The sequence below is a fragment of the Acinetobacter sp. CY79 genome (genome assembly GCF_059515845.1).
This window is the reverse complement of record NZ_JCAKMY010000028.1, coordinates 1-17,960: the sequence shown is the minus strand read 5'-3', so window position 1 is coordinate 17,960 and position 17,960 is coordinate 1. Positions and strand designations below refer to the sequence as shown.

General features: G+C 40.1%; 15 protein-coding genes and 4 tRNA genes. 13 read left to right on the top strand and 6 right to left on the bottom strand.

Annotated features, from left to right (window positions below; genetic code table 11):
* Positions 1 to 136 precede the first annotated feature (136 nt).
* Positions 137 to 1,177: a helix-turn-helix transcriptional regulator gene (locus tag AC5YCE_RS11985; RefSeq protein WP_496172195.1), complete on the top strand. Its 1,041-nt coding sequence runs from the start codon at positions 137 to 139 to the stop codon at positions 1,175 to 1,177.
* 123 nt (positions 1,178 to 1,300) lie between these two features.
* Here the strand turns inward: AC5YCE_RS11985 and AC5YCE_RS11980 are convergent, their stop codons facing one another.
* A complete protein-coding gene (locus AC5YCE_RS11980; RefSeq protein WP_496172194.1) occupies positions 1,301 to 2,650 on the bottom strand; it encodes a Na+/H+ antiporter NhaC family protein in 1,350 nt (449 codons plus the stop codon).
* 348 nt (positions 2,651 to 2,998) lie between these two features.
* Between AC5YCE_RS11980 and trpA the strand changes: the two genes are divergently transcribed.
* From trpA to AC5YCE_RS11960, 4 genes are read left to right on the top strand one after another with little or no spacing between them, the layout of a single operon-like run.
* The gene (gene trpA / locus AC5YCE_RS11975) at positions 2,999 to 3,802 is read left to right on the top strand and encodes a tryptophan synthase subunit alpha (protein ID WP_496126309.1); all 804 of its coding nucleotides are present in this window, start codon (positions 2,999 to 3,001) and stop codon (positions 3,800 to 3,802) included.
* Positions 3,799 to 4,695 carry an acetyl-CoA carboxylase, carboxyltransferase subunit beta gene (accD, locus tag AC5YCE_RS11970; protein WP_496126310.1) on the top strand — a complete coding sequence of 299 codons (897 nt, stop codon included), beginning with the start codon at positions 3,799 to 3,801 and terminating at the stop codon, positions 4,693 to 4,695. Before trpA ends, accD begins: the two co-directional genes overlap by 4 nt.
* The gene (gene folC, locus AC5YCE_RS11965) at positions 4,692 to 5,981 is read left to right on the top strand and encodes a bifunctional tetrahydrofolate synthase/dihydrofolate synthase (protein WP_496172193.1); all 1,290 of its coding nucleotides are present in this window, start codon (positions 4,692 to 4,694) and stop codon (positions 5,979 to 5,981) included. The genes accD and folC overlap by 4 nt, the downstream gene beginning before the upstream one ends.
* Positions 5,968 to 6,933, top strand: a complete 966-nt coding sequence (locus AC5YCE_RS11960) for an SPOR domain-containing protein (RefSeq protein WP_496172192.1) — start codon at positions 5,968 to 5,970, stop codon at positions 6,931 to 6,933. The genes folC and AC5YCE_RS11960 overlap by 14 nt, the downstream gene beginning before the upstream one ends.
* Before the next feature lie 23 nt (positions 6,934 to 6,956).
* Here the strand turns inward: AC5YCE_RS11960 and AC5YCE_RS11955 are convergent, their stop codons facing one another.
* Together AC5YCE_RS11955 and AC5YCE_RS11950 are read right to left on the bottom strand one after the other, a co-directional pair.
* Positions 6,957 to 7,553, bottom strand: coding sequence for a dual specificity protein phosphatase family protein (locus AC5YCE_RS11955; protein ID WP_496172191.1), 597 nt, complete (start codon positions 7,551 to 7,553; stop codon positions 6,957 to 6,959).
* Positions 7,554 to 7,806: 253 nt separating this feature from the next.
* Complete coding sequence (locus AC5YCE_RS11950) at positions 7,807 to 8,442, bottom strand: peroxiredoxin (protein ID WP_496172190.1); 636 nt, start codon at positions 8,440 to 8,442, stop codon at positions 7,807 to 7,809.
* A gap of 335 nt (positions 8,443 to 8,777) precedes the next feature.
* Between AC5YCE_RS11950 and secA the strand changes: the two genes are divergently transcribed.
* The 8 genes from secA (at position 8,778) to AC5YCE_RS11910 (ending at position 15,192) form a co-directional block, all read left to right on the top strand.
* Positions 8,778 to 11,495: a preprotein translocase subunit SecA gene (secA, locus tag AC5YCE_RS11945; RefSeq protein WP_496126315.1), complete on the top strand. Its 2,718-nt coding sequence runs from the start codon at positions 8,778 to 8,780 to the stop codon at positions 11,493 to 11,495.
* Between the two features lie 205 nt (positions 11,496 to 11,700).
* On the top strand, positions 11,701 to 12,048 hold the full coding sequence (locus AC5YCE_RS11940; RefSeq protein WP_496126316.1) for a hypothetical protein: 348 nt from the start codon (positions 11,701 to 11,703) through the stop codon (positions 12,046 to 12,048).
* A 166-nt stretch (positions 12,049 to 12,214) separates the two neighbouring features.
* Complete coding sequence (argJ, locus tag AC5YCE_RS11935) at positions 12,215 to 13,435, top strand: bifunctional glutamate N-acetyltransferase/amino-acid acetyltransferase ArgJ (protein WP_496172189.1); 1,221 nt, start codon at positions 12,215 to 12,217, stop codon at positions 13,433 to 13,435.
* A 125-nt stretch (positions 13,436 to 13,560) separates the two neighbouring features.
* Complete coding sequence (nadA, locus tag AC5YCE_RS11930) at positions 13,561 to 14,628, top strand: quinolinate synthase NadA (protein ID WP_496172188.1); 1,068 nt, start codon at positions 13,561 to 13,563, stop codon at positions 14,626 to 14,628.
* 156 nt (positions 14,629 to 14,784) lie between these two features.
* Positions 14,785 to 14,861, top strand: a tRNA-Pro gene (locus AC5YCE_RS11925).
* 46 nt (positions 14,862 to 14,907) lie between these two features.
* A tRNA-Arg gene (locus AC5YCE_RS11920) sits at positions 14,908 to 14,984 on the top strand.
* A gap of 40 nt (positions 14,985 to 15,024) precedes the next feature.
* Positions 15,025 to 15,100 (top strand) — tRNA-His (locus AC5YCE_RS11915).
* 15 nt (positions 15,101 to 15,115) lie between these two features.
* A tRNA-Pro gene (locus AC5YCE_RS11910) sits at positions 15,116 to 15,192 on the top strand.
* Positions 15,193 to 15,320: 128 nt separating this feature from the next.
* Here AC5YCE_RS11910 and yfiB read toward each other — a convergent pair.
* The 3 genes from yfiB to yfiR are packed head-to-tail and all read right to left on the bottom strand — an operon-like array spanning position 15,321 to position 17,549.
* Positions 15,321 to 15,800, bottom strand: a complete 480-nt coding sequence (gene yfiB / locus AC5YCE_RS11905) for an outer membrane lipoprotein YfiB (protein WP_496172187.1) — start codon at positions 15,798 to 15,800, stop codon at positions 15,321 to 15,323.
* Between the two features lie 22 nt (positions 15,801 to 15,822).
* Entirely contained in the window at positions 15,823 to 17,040 is a 1,218-nt protein-coding gene (gene dgcN / locus AC5YCE_RS11900; RefSeq protein WP_496126320.1) for a diguanylate cyclase DgcN/YfiN, read from the bottom strand.
* Between the two features lie 5 nt (positions 17,041 to 17,045).
* Positions 17,046 to 17,549 (bottom strand): regulatory sequestration protein YfiR, encoded by a 504-nt coding sequence (gene yfiR, locus AC5YCE_RS11895; RefSeq protein ID WP_496126321.1) that lies wholly within the window; start codon positions 17,547 to 17,549, stop codon positions 17,046 to 17,048.
* Positions 17,550 to 17,960 lie beyond the last annotated feature (411 nt).

The window sequence follows — 17,960 nt, the reverse complement described above, 5'->3', positions numbered from 1 at the left end:
TATGGCGTCCGCTCACAACTTTGTTTTGACAGTTCTTGCCATTTTTTATACAGTTTACGACAAATCAAAATAACGAATGTTAGAATGAGAATACTGATTTGAGAAGTCAGCTTAAAGCATTGCAATGGGTGTACTGATGAAGGATATACATATTCCCAATGGATATTTTCATCTCTGGAAAACATATATCTCGCATCAACACTTGGATGCTTTGGCATTTGCAGAATCACATGGATTCAAAACACAACTATTAGAAATACTCTCGGCGCCTATTGCACAGCAATCGTCATATCGGCTTTTTGAACAGTGTATTCAGTTGACCCAACAGGCTTTAGGAATTCCCAATATTTGCTTTGACATGGCGAAATATATTAAAGCAGAGCATTTTGGTTTGGTCGGTTATATGGCTACGCGAAGCCAAAGAATTTCAGAGTCAATCGATTATATGATGCGCTTTAGTCGGCTGGTGATTGATGGCGAAGAAATTACACCGATGCAAATGAGCCATAATGGTCAAGCGCTGATTTTGAGTTGGCCCTATATTACGGATGACTATATTTTAATTAATGAATTGAATAGTGCATTTATCATAGAAATGGCACATCAAATCGTAGGTTTAAATCATTTTCCCTTGCAAAAAATTAGCTTTGCGCATCCGCCTCAAATGCCGATTTATCATTATCAGAAATTTTATGGCTGTGACGTGATATTTAATCATTCAAGATATGAATTTGAGATTAGTCTAAGCAGCCTGGATGTAGAGTTAGAACAGGCAGATCCGTCGTTGATGGAGTTACTTTTGAAACAAGCGGAAGATGCGATTGCTTCAAAACAGCATTTGAATCATGAGCATAACAGTACGAAGCACCAACTACAGATTTATATTGCAGATTATCTAAAAGCCAAACATCAAGCACCTAAAATTGAAGAAATTGCTCAACAATTGCATATTTCAGTACGAACGCTTCAAAGACAGTTAAAAATCGAGCACACCACATTCAAAGAAATTTTAGATGATGAACGTATGCAACTGTGTGAAAAATTACTGAATCAAACGTGTAGTTTATCCGAGATTGCCAATCAGTTAGGTTATTCGGATCAGTCTGCATTGGCACGAGCATACAAAGCGTGCAGAGGGAAAACGTTGCTGCAATATAAAAAAGAGAAGACGTTCTAACCAGTTTTTGTCAGAGTTTAAATTATTAATTTAAATAAAAAGGCGAGTCTAAACTCACCTTTTTCGTTTCTATTGTAATGCTTAGCACTATGTTAATCATGAACCAATGGATCCAAGCTAAATTTAAGTATTCGCTGTAGTGCTGACTTGTTTAAGACGTGGAAAACGGAAAATAATTGCCAAAACTGCAAATATTGCCAACACCCAGCAGTAATAAATACTTGTAATCATTTCGACGGGTGAGAGTTTTGCAATAGAGCAGGCTAACAGAAGCTGTGCGCCGTAAGGAATCAGTCCTTGAATCACACAAGAGAAGATATCTAACAAGGCCGCGGCACGTTTTGGATCAACGCCGTACTCTTTGGCAACTTCACGCGCCATATCTCCAGATAAAATAATCGCTACGGTATTATTTGCCACAAAAAGATTAGAGAAGATGACTAAGAAGCAAATGCCAATTTCGCCCGCGCGTTGTGTACCGACTTTAAATAATCGAGTCACGCTGTAAATACGCTGAATGAGCCATTCCAGACCACCTTCTTTTTGCATAATCGCAGAAAGCCCACCAAGCATCATGGACAACAGTGCGACTTCAAACATCCCCACAAAGCCATCATAAATGGAGGTATTGAGTTTTTGAATGCTGAAATCAGGTTGAACGGTGTAACCAATAAATCCAGAAATCAAAATGCCAATCGTCAATACGGCGAGCACATGCCATCGACTAAAAGCCAAAAAGAACACGGCAATATAAGGAACAATCAGCCAAGGGTTGTAAGCTTTATAATCTACGGTTTGGCTGGAATTACTAAAAGAAATATAAATGATCAAAGTGATCAGGGCTGCTGGCACAGCAATCCAGACGTTGACCCGAAATTTATCACGTAATTCGACATTTTGACTGCGTGTAGCTGCAATCGTCGTATCTGAAATCATGGATAAATTATCACCAAACATGGCACCACTAATTACCGCACCAATGGCATAAAGCACATTAATTTCAGTGACTTGGCTAAAGCCAAAAGCAATCGGTGCACAGGCTGCGATGGTCCCCATGGATGTACCCATCGCTGTTGCAATGAATGCCGAGATGATAAATAGCATGGGCAGAATGAATTCAGGTGAAATAATGGATAAACCAAACTGAACTGTTGCATCAACACTACCAATCAGGCTACTGACACTTGCAAATGCTCCAGCAAGCATAAAGACCATAAACATCAGAATTAAATTGGGATGGCTTGCACCGCGGAGAAATTCTTCTATTCCTGCGTTTAATTTACCTTTGTATAGAATGACAGCCAGAATAATTGCAGGGATCGCTGCAACAGGTGCTTTGATTTGATAGAAGGCAAATTCTGTCCCAATCAGGGAGTGATAAATACCGCTGCCTAAAAAAATGGCTAAAAAAACAATAAGTGGAAGCAAGGCAAGCGCTCGAGGATGAGCTTTACCTGATGTGGGAGTCGTCATAAAAAAGTAATAAATAAGTAAACGGGGGAAGTATAAATCAGCTTTTGCTATTTAAGGAAAATTAAAATGTAAACTCTAACTGACTTTTTTATAATGTTTTTTTATCAATATATCTAAGTCAGTATTAACGTTGATGATTTTAAAATAAAGCGAAAATAGGTGTTTTTGATCATTGTGAAAAAAATCAAAATATTGATAAATGTGCACTGTGTTGTTAAATGAATTTGAGGTAGTGTTGTCTCAGTTTCGCTCTGTTCATCGAGTAAAAAATAGCGTTACAATGAGATGACTTGTATTTTTACAATATCAACTCCTCAATTTTAAACAATTCAAGGAATGTAAGCCCCTATGTCACGTTTAGCCACACGATTTTCACAGCTTAAATCTCAACAGCGTAAAGCTTTAGTTTCGTATGTTATGGCAGGTGACCCACAACCCGTGGTAACAGTTCCACTGTTACATCAAATGGTTGAGGCAGGGGTAGATGTCATTGAACTTGGATTGCCATTTTCCGACCCAATGGCAGATGGTCCAGTAATTGCTCTGGCTGCTGAACGGGCTCTAGCTGCGGGTACCAATACCCTCGATGCATTAAACATGGTAAAGCAGTTCCGTGAGAAAGACAGTGAAACACCTGTTGTACTGATGGGCTATTTAAACCCTGTTGAAGTGATCGGCTATGAGCGTTTTGTTTCGATTGCACACGAAAGTGGTGTAGACGGTGTTCTTTTGGTGGACTTACCACCAGAGGAAGCAAAAGATTTAGATACAGTATTGAAAAAATACAATATGGATCAAATTTTCTTGCTCGCACCAACATCGACAGATCAACGTATCCAACATGTAGCAAATCAAGCAAGTGGCTTTATTTACTATGTTTCACTGAAAGGTGTGACGGGTGCAGCAACTTTGGATGTCGCAGAGGCTGCGGCGCGTATCCAAAAAATTAAAGCTGTCACCAATGTACCTGTAGGTGTTGGCTTCGGAATTAGTGATGCGGCTTCTGCGAAAGCAATGGGAAGCGTGGCTGATGCTGTGATTGTGGGTAGTGCATTTGTGAAACCTTTTGCAACCCTTGCACCCGAACAAGCTGCTGAGCAAGCGGTCAATAAAGTTAAGGAGCTTCGAGCTGCGCTCGATGAGTTAGTATGAATCAAGAAGTGAAATCAGGGAAAGTTTTGAGTCCAATTACACCATGGACAGAACGTTCTGTTCCGGGCATTCATGTTCCTGATGAACAACAGACATTAAAAGCGACATTTACTGAACCGACCATAGAGTGTCCAGAATGCCACGCTTTGGTTACCCGTACAGCGATGTCTTTCAATGCTTATGTTTGTCCACAATGTGATGAACATTTGAAAATGAAAGCCCGTGATCGTTTGAATTGGTTCTTTGATCAAACAGGCAAAGAGTTTGGTCAAGAGTTCGTTGCAAAAGATCCTCTCAAGTTTGTCGACAGCAAAGCCTATCCTGTGCGTATGAAAGAAGCACAAGAAAAAACAGGCGAAACTGAAGCATTAGTGGTGATGCAGGGTCAAATCAAAGGCTTATCTTTAATTGCATGTGCTTTTGAATTTGATTTTATGGGCGGATCAATGGGGACTGTAGTCGGTGACCGTTTTGTTCAAGCCGCTGAAAAAGCGATTGAAACCAAACAACCGATGATTTGTTTTGCTGCATCTGGCGGTGCGCGTATGCAAGAAGGCATGTTGTCTTTGATGCAAATGGCACGTACTTCGGCTGCAATCCAAAAAATGAAAGATGCACGTGTACCGTATATCGTGGTATTAACACATCCCGTATACGGTGGTGTAACTGCGTCACTGGCAATGCTGGGTGATGTACACATTGCTGAACCGAAAGCAATGATTGGTTTTGCTGGTAAGCGTGTGATTGAGCAAACTGTTCGAGAAAAACTGGAAGAACCGTTCCAACGTGCAGAATTTTTACTTGATCATGGTGTGGTCGATCAAATTGTCCATCGTCATGCATTACGTGATACAGTTTACCGTATAGTAGCGAAGTTGATGAATTTGCCTTGATGCACACAGCACCATTAGAAACTGATGATTTACAAACATGGCTCGATTATTGGAGCCATGTTCACGTTACAGGGATTGATTTAGGCTTAGAGCGGGTCATCCCTGTGGCAGAAAAACTCGGTGTGGTTACACCGGATGCTAAAGTGGTGACCGTTGCTGGAACAAATGGCAAAGGCTCAACCTCAACCACTGTGGCCTCTATTCTGAATGCTCAAGGCTATCATGTAGGCCTCTATCAATCTCCGCATATCTATCGTTTTAATGAACGTGTCAAATTGGCTGGTCAGGAAGTTGATGATCAATCATTGATTTCTGCTTTTGTATTGGTCGATCAAGCTCGCCGTAAATGTAATCTCAGTCTGTCTTTTTTTGAAGCAACGACACTGGCTGCCTTTGTGATTTTTAAGCAGAAGGCTTGCGATGTCTGGGTGCTTGAAGTTGGACTAGGTGGTCGTCTTGATGTCGTTAATGTCGTGAATCCGAATGTTGCCGTGATCACCAATATTGGTTTAGATCATGTCGATTGGTTGGGCGACACGATTGAAAAAATTGCCTTTGAAAAAGCCGGTATTATTCGTCCCAATATTCCTGTGATTTTTGGGGGGCAGCAAGACCTACCTCTGGCGATTCAACAAAAAGCACAAGACTCAAATACTCAACTCTATTGCGTCAATCGGGACTATTTTTATAACGATAGTCTGGATGGAAAAACCTGGAACTTTGCAAGTGCAGGGACAACCTTAAAACTGCCTATCGGTTCTTTAGCACTTGATAATATTTCGACGGCTGTCGCAGCTGTTTTGTTGAGTGGACTTAAAGTTTCACAACAAGCAATCGCAATTGGGATTCAAAATGCCAAGCTTCAGGGGCGATTTGACGTACGAAAAATCGCCGATAAAACAGTGATTTTTGATGCGGGACATAATCCGCATGGTGTAGAATTTTTGTTAAAGCAATTGCGTAATTTCTTAGAATACAATAAACAGTACACAGAAGTGGTTGCTGTTTTTTCAATGCTTGCAGATAAAGATATTCATTCTGTCGTTAACTTGTTGAAAAATACCATATTAGAGTGGAAAATTGCACCTATGGCTGTGCCTCGTGCTGCGTCTTTAGAACAATTAGAGAACGCATTGCAAGGTGAAACAGTTCAACCCTATCAAAATGTACAAGCAGCATTTCAATCAGCGCTTGAAGAAACAAATAATAATCAGCTGATTTTGGTGTGTGGTTCGTTTCATACCTTAGAAGCGGTCTGGGAGTATTTAGAGCATGTCAATGAATAACAAACAGCGTTGGATGGGTGGCGTTGTTTTATTAGGTGGTGGTGTTTTATTGGCAGCCCTCCTATTAAAGGGTAAAGAAGAAATACATCAAACCCAAGTCCAAACACCGACGACTGAAAAAGTACAACAACAAGCCAATCGTCCTGCTGAAGCAGTTCAATTAGAAGCTTTAACGGTTGATGTTGAAACAGAAAAGCGTCTGCTTGAAGAACAACGACGCGCGCGGGAAAAGGCAGTGGCAGAGCAAGAAGCAAAGTCTGCTGAATTTTTACGCATGCAACAACAAGCAGAAGCTCAAGCAGCTCAAAAGGCAGCTGAAGAATATGCTGCGATGAATGCAAACCGTACGGCGCAGCAAAGCTCCGATCATATTCCCCCTGAGTTGGTTGAAGATGAAAAGGCCAAAGCTCAACGGTTAGTTGAAGACAAAAAAGCTGAAGCCAAGAAGCAAGAGCAGTTGAATGCGCAAGCCGATCAGACTGCTGAGCAAAAACGTAAAGCAGAAGAGCAGAAGAAGGCTGAAGAAAAACGCCTAGCTGAACAAAAGGCAGCAGCAGAAAAGAAAGCGGCTGATGAGAAGCGTAAGGCTGAGGCTGATAAGAAAGCTGCTGATGCAAAACGTAAGGCGGAAGCTGAGAAAAAGGCTGCTGAAGCCAAGAAAAAAGCTGAAGCTGATAAAGCACGTGAGCTGTTGGAAAAAGGTGATAAACAGTGGATGGTTCAAGTGGCACTGGCTGCCAATGAAGCAAATGCTGATGCCGTTGCTGCGAAACTTCGCGCCAAAGGCTATAAAGTGACGCAAAGCCCAACGTCAAAGGGTATTCGTATTATGGTTGGCCCTTCGAAAGACCGTGAAACTGCGGATGCAGCGCGTAAGAAAATTAATACTGATCCAAGTCTGAACATGAAGTCAGCATGGGTGATTGATTGGGTGCCTTTAGATAAGCGCTAATTTGTGTAGATGTTCTGACAAAATTAAGATGGATTCGAAAGTTGCTCTCGAATCCATTTTATATTTTCAGGGGTGAATATTTTTTCGATGTTGATCCAAATGGGATGAAACCCATAACCCCCATATTTCATCTCATCAAGTGCATCTTGAGTTGACCAATGTTCGAAAATAATGCGATACATCGCAATACTTGCACCTGTTCGATCTGAGCCGTGATAGCAGTGAATCAGTACGTTTTTATCTTGCAATTGAGCACGTTGAATTTCACGCATGACTTTGAGCAAATCTTCTCGGCTAATTGCCCACGTGTATATTGGAATATGAACGAGATTTAAATCGGTGTTGGATAAAACTTTGGAATCTTGATCACGACTACGTAAATTAATAACGGTTTGAATGCGATGTTGTTTAAGTAAAGGAATAATCTCAGCTTCAGGCTGTTCGCTTCGAAACACAAATGAACTGATTTGGTAGAAATTATCAGCGCGCTGTATTGATTTTCCCCAATGGCTTGGTCTGCGATCATCTGGCAGCGTAGGTGTGGTCATACAGCCTGTTAAAAGCAGACTAGAGAGGATCAAGCTGTAGCAGAAATGATTAAAATTTGGTGTTGTTTTCATTGTCGTTCTAGATATTTTCAAGATTTAAATTTAAAGCGATTTTAGGTGACGAAGTTCAGTGGATTCAAGTTGATTCTTGCAACCAAAGCTGAATGAAAGTATCAAAAAAACGAATCTGATGATTGAGGTGTAGCTTTGATTTTAATTGGATTTAATGTTGTTTAAAGAAAAAGGCCTATTTGAAAATAAGCGGTGTGATTCAAGATGGCTCGTCAAAGAATCTTGAACCTAAGTCAAAAGATATAATGGCTCTTTATTTGGGTTGAGCCGTAAATCTCAGATAAGGCTTAACAGCTGTATACCCGTGAGGGAAGCGTTGTTTAATTTCTTGTTCATCTGTTAACGCAGGGACAATCACGACGTCTTCACCTTGTTGCCAGTTAGCAGGGGTAGCAACTTTGTGGTTCTCTGTGAGTTGTAAAGAATCAATGACCCGCAAAATTTCATGGAAATTACGACCTGTTGAAGCAGGGTAAGTGATGATTAAACGCACTTTTTTATCTGGATCGATCACCACCAAAGAACGTACAGTCGTGGTTTCGCTGGCGTTGGGGTGAATAAAATCATAAAGCGTGGATACTTTACGATCTTTATCGGCAAGAATGGGAAAGTTCACTTGAGTATTTTGTGTTTCATTGATGTCTTGAATCCATCCATAATGTGATTCGACATCATCTACAGACAAAGCAATCGCTCTGACATGACGTTTTTCAAATTCATCTTTGAGTTTTGCCGTAAAGCCAAGCTCAGTGGTGCAGACTGGGGTAAAGTCAGCAGGGTGCGAAAATAGAATTGCCCAATGATCACCTAAAAACTCGTAAAAATTAATGGTACCCTGGCTCGATTCTTGTTGGAAATCTGGTGCAATATCACCTAAACGTAAAGACATGTTAAATCCTCATTTATGCTGTATATGGTGTATGTTGAATCAGAATATGGAGGATTTTATTTAGAATGAAAAATAGTGTTTTAAGCTTTTATTATGAAAAAAATGGATAAATACTTAAAATTTATTTAAAAAAATGATTTGTTTGATAAGAATCAACTATCTATAGAACGATTAAATTTGCTACATTAATTCGCCCTTGACGCTATGCTGTAAATGCACTGGTCAGAATTTTTTGAATGCTTTTGTTTAAAACCCTTGTACTTCAAATTTCTAGCACCATAATAACGTCTGAGAAAAAATTTATTTTTAATAAGCAAGTTTTAGAGAGTTTATACATGTTGGCAAGTCTGATCGGAGGTATCTTCGGTACTAAAAACGAGCGCGAACTGAAGCGTATGCGTAAAATTGTCGAGAAGATCAATGCGCTCGAGCCGACGATCTCTGCATTAAGTGATGCAGATTTATCTGCAAAAACCGAAGAATTCAAACAACGATATAAGAAAGGCGAAAGCCTAGATAAGTTGCTACCAGAAGCTTTTGCGGTGTGCCGTGAAGCGGGTAAGCGCATTATGGGGATGCGTCACTATGACGTTCAGCTGATCGGTGGTATTACCTTACATGAAGGTAAAATTGCAGAAATGCGTACTGGTGAAGGTAAAACCCTGATGGGTACTTTGGCGGTATACCTCAATGCAATTACCGAACAAGGTGTGCATGTCATTACGGTGAACGATTACTTGGCACAACGTGATGCTGAGTTAAACCGTCCGCTCTATGAGTTTTTAGGTCTGAGCGTCGGTGTTATTTATTCAATGCAAGCGCCGTTTGAAAAAGCGGAAGCGTATCGCGCTGATATTACCTATGGCACAAACAATGAATTTGGTTTCGACTATCTACGTGACAACATGGTGTTTTCTCTCGCTGAGAAAAAACAGCGCGGTTTAACGTATGCGATTATTGATGAGGTCGATTCGATCTTGATCGATGAGGCACGTACACCTTTGATCATTTCAGGTCAAAGTGAAGATTCTTCTCAGCTTTATGCGGCAATCAATGCGATTCCACCCAAGTTGCATGCTCAAAAAGAAGAAAAAGTGGCCGATGGTGGTCATTTCTGGATTGATGAAAAGCAACGCTCAGTTGAAATCACTGAAGCAGGTTTTGAGGCGGTTGAAGCTGAATTGATTGAAATGGGCTTGTTGGCTGAAGGCGAGAGCTTATATTCGGCTGCAAATCTGAATTTGGTTCATCATGTGACTGCTGCGATTCGTGCTCATTATCTTTACCAGCGTAATGTTCAATACATCATCAATGATGGTGAAGTGATTATTGTCGATGAAAATACAGGTCGTACGATGCCAGGTCGTCGTTGGTCTGAAGGTCTGCATCAAGCCGTTGAAGCGAAAGAAGGGTTGGAAATCCAACCTGAAAACCAAACGCTTGCAACAACGACATTCCAGAACTATTTCCGTTTATATAAAAAGCTTTCCGGTATGACAGGTACTGCTGATACTGAAGCGGCGGAAATGAAAGAAATTTATGGTTTAGATGTGGTACTGATTCCTACACATCGCCCAATGGTGCGTAATGACCAAAACGATTTAATCTATTTAAACCGTAACGGTAAATACAACGCCATTATTGAAGAGATTAAAAAAATTCACGAAGCTGGCGTTGCCCCAATTTTGATTGGTACAGCGACCATTGAAGCTTCTGAAATTTTGTCTGATAAATTGAAAGAGGCGGGGATTACCCACGAGGTATTGAATGCGAAACAGCATGAGCGTGAAGCCGATATTATTGCGCAAGCGGGTTCTCCGCGTGCAGTGACCATCGCAACCAATATGGCGGGTCGTGGTACAGATATCTTACTGGGTGGTAACTGGAAATCTAAACTCGCAAAAATTGAAAATCCAACTGCAGAGGACGAAGCACGTCTGAAAGCAGAGTGGGAACAAAACAATGAAATGGTGCTTGCTTCAGGCGGGTTGCATATCATTGGTTCTGAACGCCATGAATCACGTCGTATTGATAACCAGCTACGTGGTCGTTCAGGTCGTCAGGGTGACCCTGGTGTTTCTCGCTTCTTCTTATCACTTGAAGATGATTTGATGCGTATTTTCGCAGGTGATCGTGTTGTCGGTATGATGCGTGCGATGGGCTTGCAAGAAAATGAAGCGATCGAACACAAAATGGTGTCGCGTTCAATCGAAAATGCACAGCGTAAAGTTGAAGCTCGTAACTTTGATATTCGTAAGAATCTATTGAAGTACGATGATGTCAACAATGAACAACGTAAGATTATTTACTCACAGCGTGATGAAGTCCTTGCTGCAAGCACTTTACAAGATTACATCGAAGGTATGCATCGCGAAGTGATGAAAGGGGTGATTGAAAACTTCATCCCGCCTGAGTCAATTCATGATCAATGGGATATTGCAGGTCTAGAGCAAGCACTCAATGCTGATTTTGGTATCAATTTGCCTGTCAACGAATGGCTTGAGAATGATCGTCGTCTAGATGAAGAAGCATTGGTAGAACGCATTACTGATGAAGTCATTTCACGTTATCGTTCTCGCCGTGAGCAAATGGGTGAAGAATCAGCTGCGATGTTAGAGCGTAACTTTATGTTGAGCTCGCTTGATCGTCATTGGAAAGATCATTTGGCGGCTATGGATTACTTGCGTCAAGGGATTCACTTGCGTGGCTATGCGCAGAAAAATCCTGAACAGGAATATAAGAAAGAAGCATTTAACTTATTCGTCAATATGTTGGCTGTGATTAAGTCTGATGTGGTGACTGACTTGTCATTGGTTCGTTTACCAACACCTGAAGAGCTGGCTGAGATGGAAGCACAGCAACAAGCTCAAGCTGAGGCAATGCAGTTGTCATTGTCACATGCTGAAGTGGATGGTTTAACGGGTGAAGAAACAGTTGTTGAGCAAGATGTAAATCAATCTGCGGGTGATGTAATCATCCCACCTGAAAGTCGTAATGCACCTTGTCCATGTGGCTCAGGTCTTAAATACAAGCAATGTCACGGTAAAATCTAAGATCTGACTTAATGTATCCTTAGAATTAAACATGATATTCAGAAAAAGCAGAATTTAGATTCTGCTTTTTTTATTTGGATGAGTATATTTTATGCGTTGGATTATGGATTAAATCGTGGTTTGATATTTACAAGATGTGAATAAATATTGCCTAATGAATAAGTTAATGTTATTTACATGTCATGAATGAAACATTGGAAAGAAAATGAAAAAACTATTAAAACCAATCTTCGCTATCGCATTGGCACTACCGACTCTTGCATTTGCAAATGCTGCGACACAAACCACAACTGTTGATAAAGTAAAAGCGGCGACGGGTGCTCAAGTTGCTCAAGCTGAAGTGAAAGATAATTCTACGACAGTGATTAGCCCGCGTACTGGTATTCGCTATACTTTGGGGAATACAGGCGGTCGCCCAATCATTTTGAAAACAGCGGCTATTTCTGCGGTAACGCCTGCAACGGCAAATCGTATCGTGGCATCTAACCCAGCATTATCTGCTTCGAGTCAAGAAAAAGCCAAACAAGCTTTATTGGATGGAAATGCTCAATAATTTTCAACACTATTGGCTTTAATCTTAAGATCAATACCAGCAGCTTTTGCTGGTATTGTTTTATAAAAGCTCATATAAGCAAAAAATGCGGTATAGAACGACTCGATTTTTTGACTCTTTTCTACTAAGCTTAGTTTTCCTTTAATTCAATTTTGGACATTTAAAAATGGCGGTTGGTGACGTGGCGATGCCACAGATGCATGTGGTAAAAGGTGTAAAAATAGGCTCAGCAGAAGCGTATGTGCGTTATCCAAACCGACGTGATTTAGTTGTTTTTGAATTTTCAGCAGGGACGAATGTTGCAGGTGTGTTTACACAGAATGCATTCTGTGCAGCGCCTGTGCATGTATCTAAAGCACATTTGGCTGAAACTAATCCACGTTATCTGGTGATTAATACTGGTAATGCCAATGCAGGTACAGGTCCAACGGGAATGCAAAATGCTCAAACAACGTGTACTGAATTTGCCAAAATTGCCAATGTGGATACAAATGAAGTTCTACCTTTCTCAACTGGTGTGATTGGTGAGCAATTGCCAATGGATCGTCTAATTCAAGGCCTTAAACCTGCATTCGACACGCTTGTTGATGATGCATGGGCTTTGGCAGCTGCTGGCATTATGACCACAGATACTTTGCCAAAGGGCGCTTCTGAACAGTTTGAAATGGATGGTGTGCTGTATAGCATGACGGGTATTTCAAAAGGTGCAGGCATGATTCGTCCAAATATGGCAACCATGCTGGGTTTTGTTGCGACAGATGCTCCAATTTCGAGAGCATTGGTACAGCAATTACTTAAGGCGACAGTAGAGCAGTCATTTAACCGTATTACGATTGACGGTGATACCTCGACGAATGACTCATGTATTTTTGCAGCAACGGGTCAAGCTGGTGGTGCAGAAATTACATCAACTGAAGATGCTCGCTATGCAGTCGTTCTAGAAGTATTAACGCGTATTATGAAACGTTTAGCACAACTCATCGTTCGTGACGGTGAAGGTGCAACGAAGTTTATTACTGTAGCTGTTGAAGGGGGCGCAAATACTCAAGAATGCTGTGATATTGCATATAGTATTGCGCATTCTCCGTTAGTCAAAACGGCATTCTTTGCATCTGATCCTAACTGGGGGCGTATCCTTGCAGCGATTGGTTATGCAGGTGTAAAAGATTTGAACGTTGAGAAAATCCAAGTCTGGTTGGATGATGTGCAAATCTGTAAAGATGGTGGTGCGGCAGCAGACTATACAGAAGAAGCAGGTGCCAAAGTGATGAATCAAGCAGAGATCATGATACGTGTTGATCTAGGTCGAGGGGTAGCCAAAGATACGGTCTATACCTGCGACTTGTCTTATGACTACGTCAAGATTAATGCTGATTATCGTTCTTAATGCAAAAAAGCCTCAATATGATTGAGGCTTTTTTATATATTTTAATGATTGGTAAAAAGCAAACTGCCAAATTATCAATCGGTGTGTGATAGCTCACTTGAGCGCTAAGGATAGAGACAGCTAGAATGAATGATGCAACCAATTTAATTGCCAACGATGCAAAGACGATTGTACAAGCGCATTTAGACTTATTGGGTGAAGTGAAGGAGCATGTAATATCTCCTGAACTGAAAAAACAGAAATTTGCACAAATCCAAGCGGAATTGATTAAGCGCGATGCTGTATTGGTTGCACATTATTATTGTGATCCTGAAGTTCAGGAACTTGCTGAATTGACGGGTGGTTGCGTTTCTGACTCTTTAGAGATGGCGCGTTTTGGTCGTGATCATCCAGCAAAAACCTTGGTTGTGGCTGGTGTAAAGTTTATGGGGGAAACCTCGAAGATCTTATCGCCTGAAAAAACAGTACTGATGCCGACGTTGGAGGCAACCTGCTCCCTAGACCTTGGATGTCCTGTAAACGAGTTCACAGCTTTCTGTGATGCACATCCAGAGCATACTGTGGTTGTGTATGCCAATACATCAGCAGCAGTCAAAGCACGCGCAGATTGGGTGGTGACATCTAGTTGTGCGGTTGAGATTATTGAGCACCTCGATAGTCTAGGTGAAAAAATCATTTGGGCGCCTGATCAGCACCTTGGTCGTTACATTCAAAAGAAAACGGGCGCAGACATGTTGCTTTGGGATGGCTCTTGTATTGTGCATGAAGAATTCCGAGCACGTGGTATTGCACAGATGAAAGCGCTTTATCCTAATGCAGCTGTGCTGGTGCATCCAGAGTCTCCAGAATCGGTGATTGAAGTTGCGGATGCTGTAGGTAGTACTTCACAGTTGATTAAGGCGGCACAAGAGCTTCTACACGATACCATGATCGTCGCAACAGATCGCGGTATTTTCTACAAAATGCAACAAATGGTACCAGACAAGACATTAATCGAGGCGCCAACAGCAGGAGAGGGTGCGACTTGTCGTTCTTGTGCGCACTGCCCGTGGATGGCGATGAATGAATTAGATGGTATTTTGGATGTTTTACGCAAAGGCGATCAAGAAATATTCGTTGATGCCGCATTGTCAAAACGTGCAAAACAGCCTTTAGATCGAATGTTGAACTTTAGTGCCTCTTTAAAACGATAAAAGTGGCTAAAATGCTTGATAAATATACATTTGAAGCATTATTTTCATTTTTTTTGAATATAGGTGTTGACGAGATTAAGCGTCGCGCCTAGAATGCACACCGTACCGAACGATACATCGAAAGATAAGTTGGACGGTACCAAAGCTGAGATGAATCGGAGTATGGCGCAGTTTGGTAGCGCACCTGGTTTGGGACCAGGGGGTCGTAGGTTCGAATCCTACTGCTCCGACCAATTCTTCAAGGCAAGGTTTTCCAGTGATCTTAGATCGTTAGGTAATGCGCCTGTAGCTCAGTTGGATAGAGCATCCGCCTTCTAAGCGGATGGTCACAGGTTCGAATCCTGTCAGGCGCGCCATCTGGTCGTTTGATGTTGTAGAATCTAAAATGTTGTAATGGTGGTTGTAGCTCAGTTGGTAGAGCCCCGGATTGTGATTCCGGTTGTCGAGGGTTCGAGCCCCTTCATCCACCCCACTCTCTTATGAGAATCGGAGTATGGCGCAGTTTGGTAGCGCACCTGGTTTGGGACCAGGGGGTCGTAGGTTCGAATCCTACTGCTCCGACCATTTAAATAAAGTTTGAACATTGAAAAATGATCCGCTTAATAGCGGTTTTTTTACGTCTATAAAAATCTATTAAACTGCAGCAACAAAAAAAAGACTCTATAGGGAGTCTTTTTTACATGAATGAAATATTAAGGGATAATGATAATCGCAACGCGTCTATTGGCTGCGCGTGCAGCTTCAGTATCAGCATGCTCAATAGGTTGGGATGAACCTTTACCTATTATTTGAATATTCTGTGGTTGGAATTGGTTTGCTAAAAATATTTGAGCAACACTTTCTGCGCGTTTCTGGGAAAGCTTTAAGTTGTAATCGGGATCGCCAACATTATCGCTATGTCCAACAACTTTCACTTTATTTAATTTGAACTTATGCAGTTGCGTTGCAAGTTGATTTATTTCAGCATGTTTTTGTGTTGAAATTTCTGAAGCATTAAAATCAAACAATAAACGCTCAGGTAAACCTAAACTCCAACCTTCTTCAGTTAATACGAAACCTTGCTGTTTCAGCATTTTAACTTGTTTATAATTGAGAGAACCAAAACTTAAACAACCTGACAGTGTAATAAGTAGAATCCCTAAAACAATAAATTTTAATTTTCGATTAAACATTATTTGCAACCTTAGAATAAGTTTAAGAATGATAAATGAACCAATGATGTTTGAGTGTTTTTGCTTTATACATTGCTTGGTCAGCTTGTGCGACTAAGTCTTCGGGACTGTTCGCTTCTTTTGCAATTGCAATTCCAATACTGAAACTAAAAGGAACAACGTGATCTTTGTAAATTAGTGGTTCTGCACAGCACTTAATTAAATTCTCTGCGATAGAAATCAGGTGCTCTACTTGGTTGACTGATTTGAGGATAATGGCAAATTCGTCACCACTTAATCGAGCAACAAAATCATTTTGCCGAGTACTTGTTTTTAGTCTTCTGGCTGTTTCTTTTAAAACTTCATCGCCAACTGGATGACCATACTTATCATTGATGTTTTTAAAGTTATTGCTGTCAATAAACACGAGTGCTGCATGCTCACGTAATTCAGGATTTGAAAAAACATCCTGTAAAACCTGATTGAAATAATTTCGATTAGGTAGTTGAGTCAGATCATCATGTTGGACTTGGTGAGTCAGTTGGCTATTTTCACTTTGTAAGTGAATATGCCATGACTGAATTTCTTCCAATAATTCGTTAAATACAATATTAAGATCATCAAATTCTTTAATATTGTTTTGTGGAAATCTTAAATTATACGCTTTTTGTTTACTTACTATTTGTGCGATATGACTGATTGGTGAAATTGAATTCATAATATGTTGATAGGTGATATTTACTGACCACCATAATGCAAATACCATGAACAGCATGCCGAGCAATAAGCCTAGAAAAATTTTAAGCATAAAAATTAAAATTTTATTTGAACTGCCATATAAAACAACTTCACCGACTTTTTCACTATTATGATTTACATCTATACGTAATGGTTCTTTAAAAAATAATTGATCAAAGATATTTTGTAGTGATGAGTAGTGATGAATATCTTTAATACTATTAGTAATAGGTTGCCCAATACTATTGTTGATTTGAATGGATCGAACAGAATGTTGTTGTGTATATTCTTGAATAATTTGATTCAATGTCAGTTCGTCTTGGAATACCAAAGCAGGTTGGATTCGTTCTGCAACTGTTCGGCTCACCAAAAGCAAATTTTGTTTTGCATAAGAATTTACAGTGAAAACTGAAATTGATGTAAAAGTCAGTGTACAAATTAAGAAGGTGATCGCAAAAATAATAAATTGCGATCTTCTAAATACTGATTGAAGTGAGCGTAAATCAAAATATTTTTTAATCATGATACTTACTCCGTTTGTTGCGCTAGAAGTAAGACGCGGGGATCAATATGAATTTTTGTTTTAGCTAAGCTGTCAAGATTTACTTTAAAAAGAGATTTGCCACCTTTAGATGTATATAAGCAGAATACACTTCCAATCTCACAATCATTGTTGTTGATTGAAAATGAAAGTGCAGGGGGAGTCTTTAAATTATTAATAATATTCTGTTCTTGAGAAGGGGAGTTTTTCGAAAAGAAAATGGCATCGCATTTAAGGTTAGCTATGTTGTTTGATGAAACGTTTATGACTTTTAAGTTGGGTTTTTTGGAACTTGCGATGACAGCCAATTCATTTTGAGTTATCTGATCATCTACAACACATAAGCTGGGATTTTGGCTTGACCACTTCACATAGCTCATAATTGAAAACGTAATAGTAAAGATCGAGTGATTTGAATTGGCATGAGAAAGACTACTCAATAAAAGTAGTACCCCGAAACAGAAGAATTTTCTATTTATAAATGGCGCCATTTAAAATTTAGTATTTTAGTCGTTGTATTATTGGTTAGTTTAAAACATATAAAAAAATATAAATAGCTTAAAAAATGAATCAATAAATCAAATCAACGTGAATTTAGAGGAAAAAATGGTCATTTGTTAAATAAAGTTAAAAAAGGGTATTGCAACGGATCTGAAATGCTGTAGAATGCACATCCATCGGCGGTGATGAAGATTAAAACTTCTGATAAAACAGTAACTTAGTTAAAAATGATTAAGTTGGGTTTTAGAAAGAAAGTTTAAAATAATTTGAAATTGCAGTTGACTATTTATCGAAAGAGAGTAGTATAGCCGACCTAGCTTGCTGGTGACGAACCAACGAGAAGATCATTAAGAGATTATGAAGAACAACTTGTGTGGATTTTTACTGATTGATTAATCGAA

Bases quoted from the DNA above. Each gene is read 5' to 3' on its own strand.
- AC5YCE_RS11985 (WP_496172195.1), top strand. From the start codon at position 137: ATGAAGGATATACATATTCCCAATGGATATTTTCATCTCTGGAAAACA.
- AC5YCE_RS11980 (WP_496172194.1), bottom strand. From the start codon at position 2,650: ATGACGACTCCCACATCAGGTAAAGCTCATCCTCGAGCGCTTGCCTTG.
- trpA (WP_496126309.1), top strand. From the start codon at position 2,999: ATGTCACGTTTAGCCACACGATTTTCACAGCTTAAATCTCAACAGCGT.
- accD (WP_496126310.1), top strand. From the start codon at position 3,799: ATGAATCAAGAAGTGAAATCAGGGAAAGTTTTGAGTCCAATTACACCA.
- AC5YCE_RS11960 (WP_496172192.1), top strand. From the start codon at position 5,968: ATGTCAATGAATAACAAACAGCGTTGGATGGGTGGCGTTGTTTTATTA.
- AC5YCE_RS11955 (WP_496172191.1), bottom strand. From the start codon at position 7,553: ATGAAAACAACACCAAATTTTAATCATTTCTGCTACAGCTTGATCCTC.
- AC5YCE_RS11950 (WP_496172190.1), bottom strand. From the start codon at position 8,442: ATGTCTTTACGTTTAGGTGATATTGCACCAGATTTCCAACAAGAATCG.
- secA (WP_496126315.1), top strand. From the start codon at position 8,778: ATGTTGGCAAGTCTGATCGGAGGTATCTTCGGTACTAAAAACGAGCGC.
- AC5YCE_RS11940 (WP_496126316.1), top strand. From the start codon at position 11,701: ATGAAAAAACTATTAAAACCAATCTTCGCTATCGCATTGGCACTACCG.
- argJ (WP_496172189.1), top strand. From the start codon at position 12,215: ATGGCGGTTGGTGACGTGGCGATGCCACAGATGCATGTGGTAAAAGGT.
- nadA (WP_496172188.1), top strand. From the start codon at position 13,561: ATGAATGATGCAACCAATTTAATTGCCAACGATGCAAAGACGATTGTA.
- yfiB (WP_496172187.1), bottom strand. From the start codon at position 15,800: ATGTTTAATCGAAAATTAAAATTTATTGTTTTAGGGATTCTACTTATT.
- dgcN (WP_496126320.1), bottom strand. From the start codon at position 17,040: ATGATTAAAAAATATTTTGATTTACGCTCACTTCAATCAGTATTTAGA.
- yfiR (WP_496126321.1), bottom strand. From the start codon at position 17,549: ATGGCGCCATTTATAAATAGAAAATTCTTCTGTTTCGGGGTACTACTT.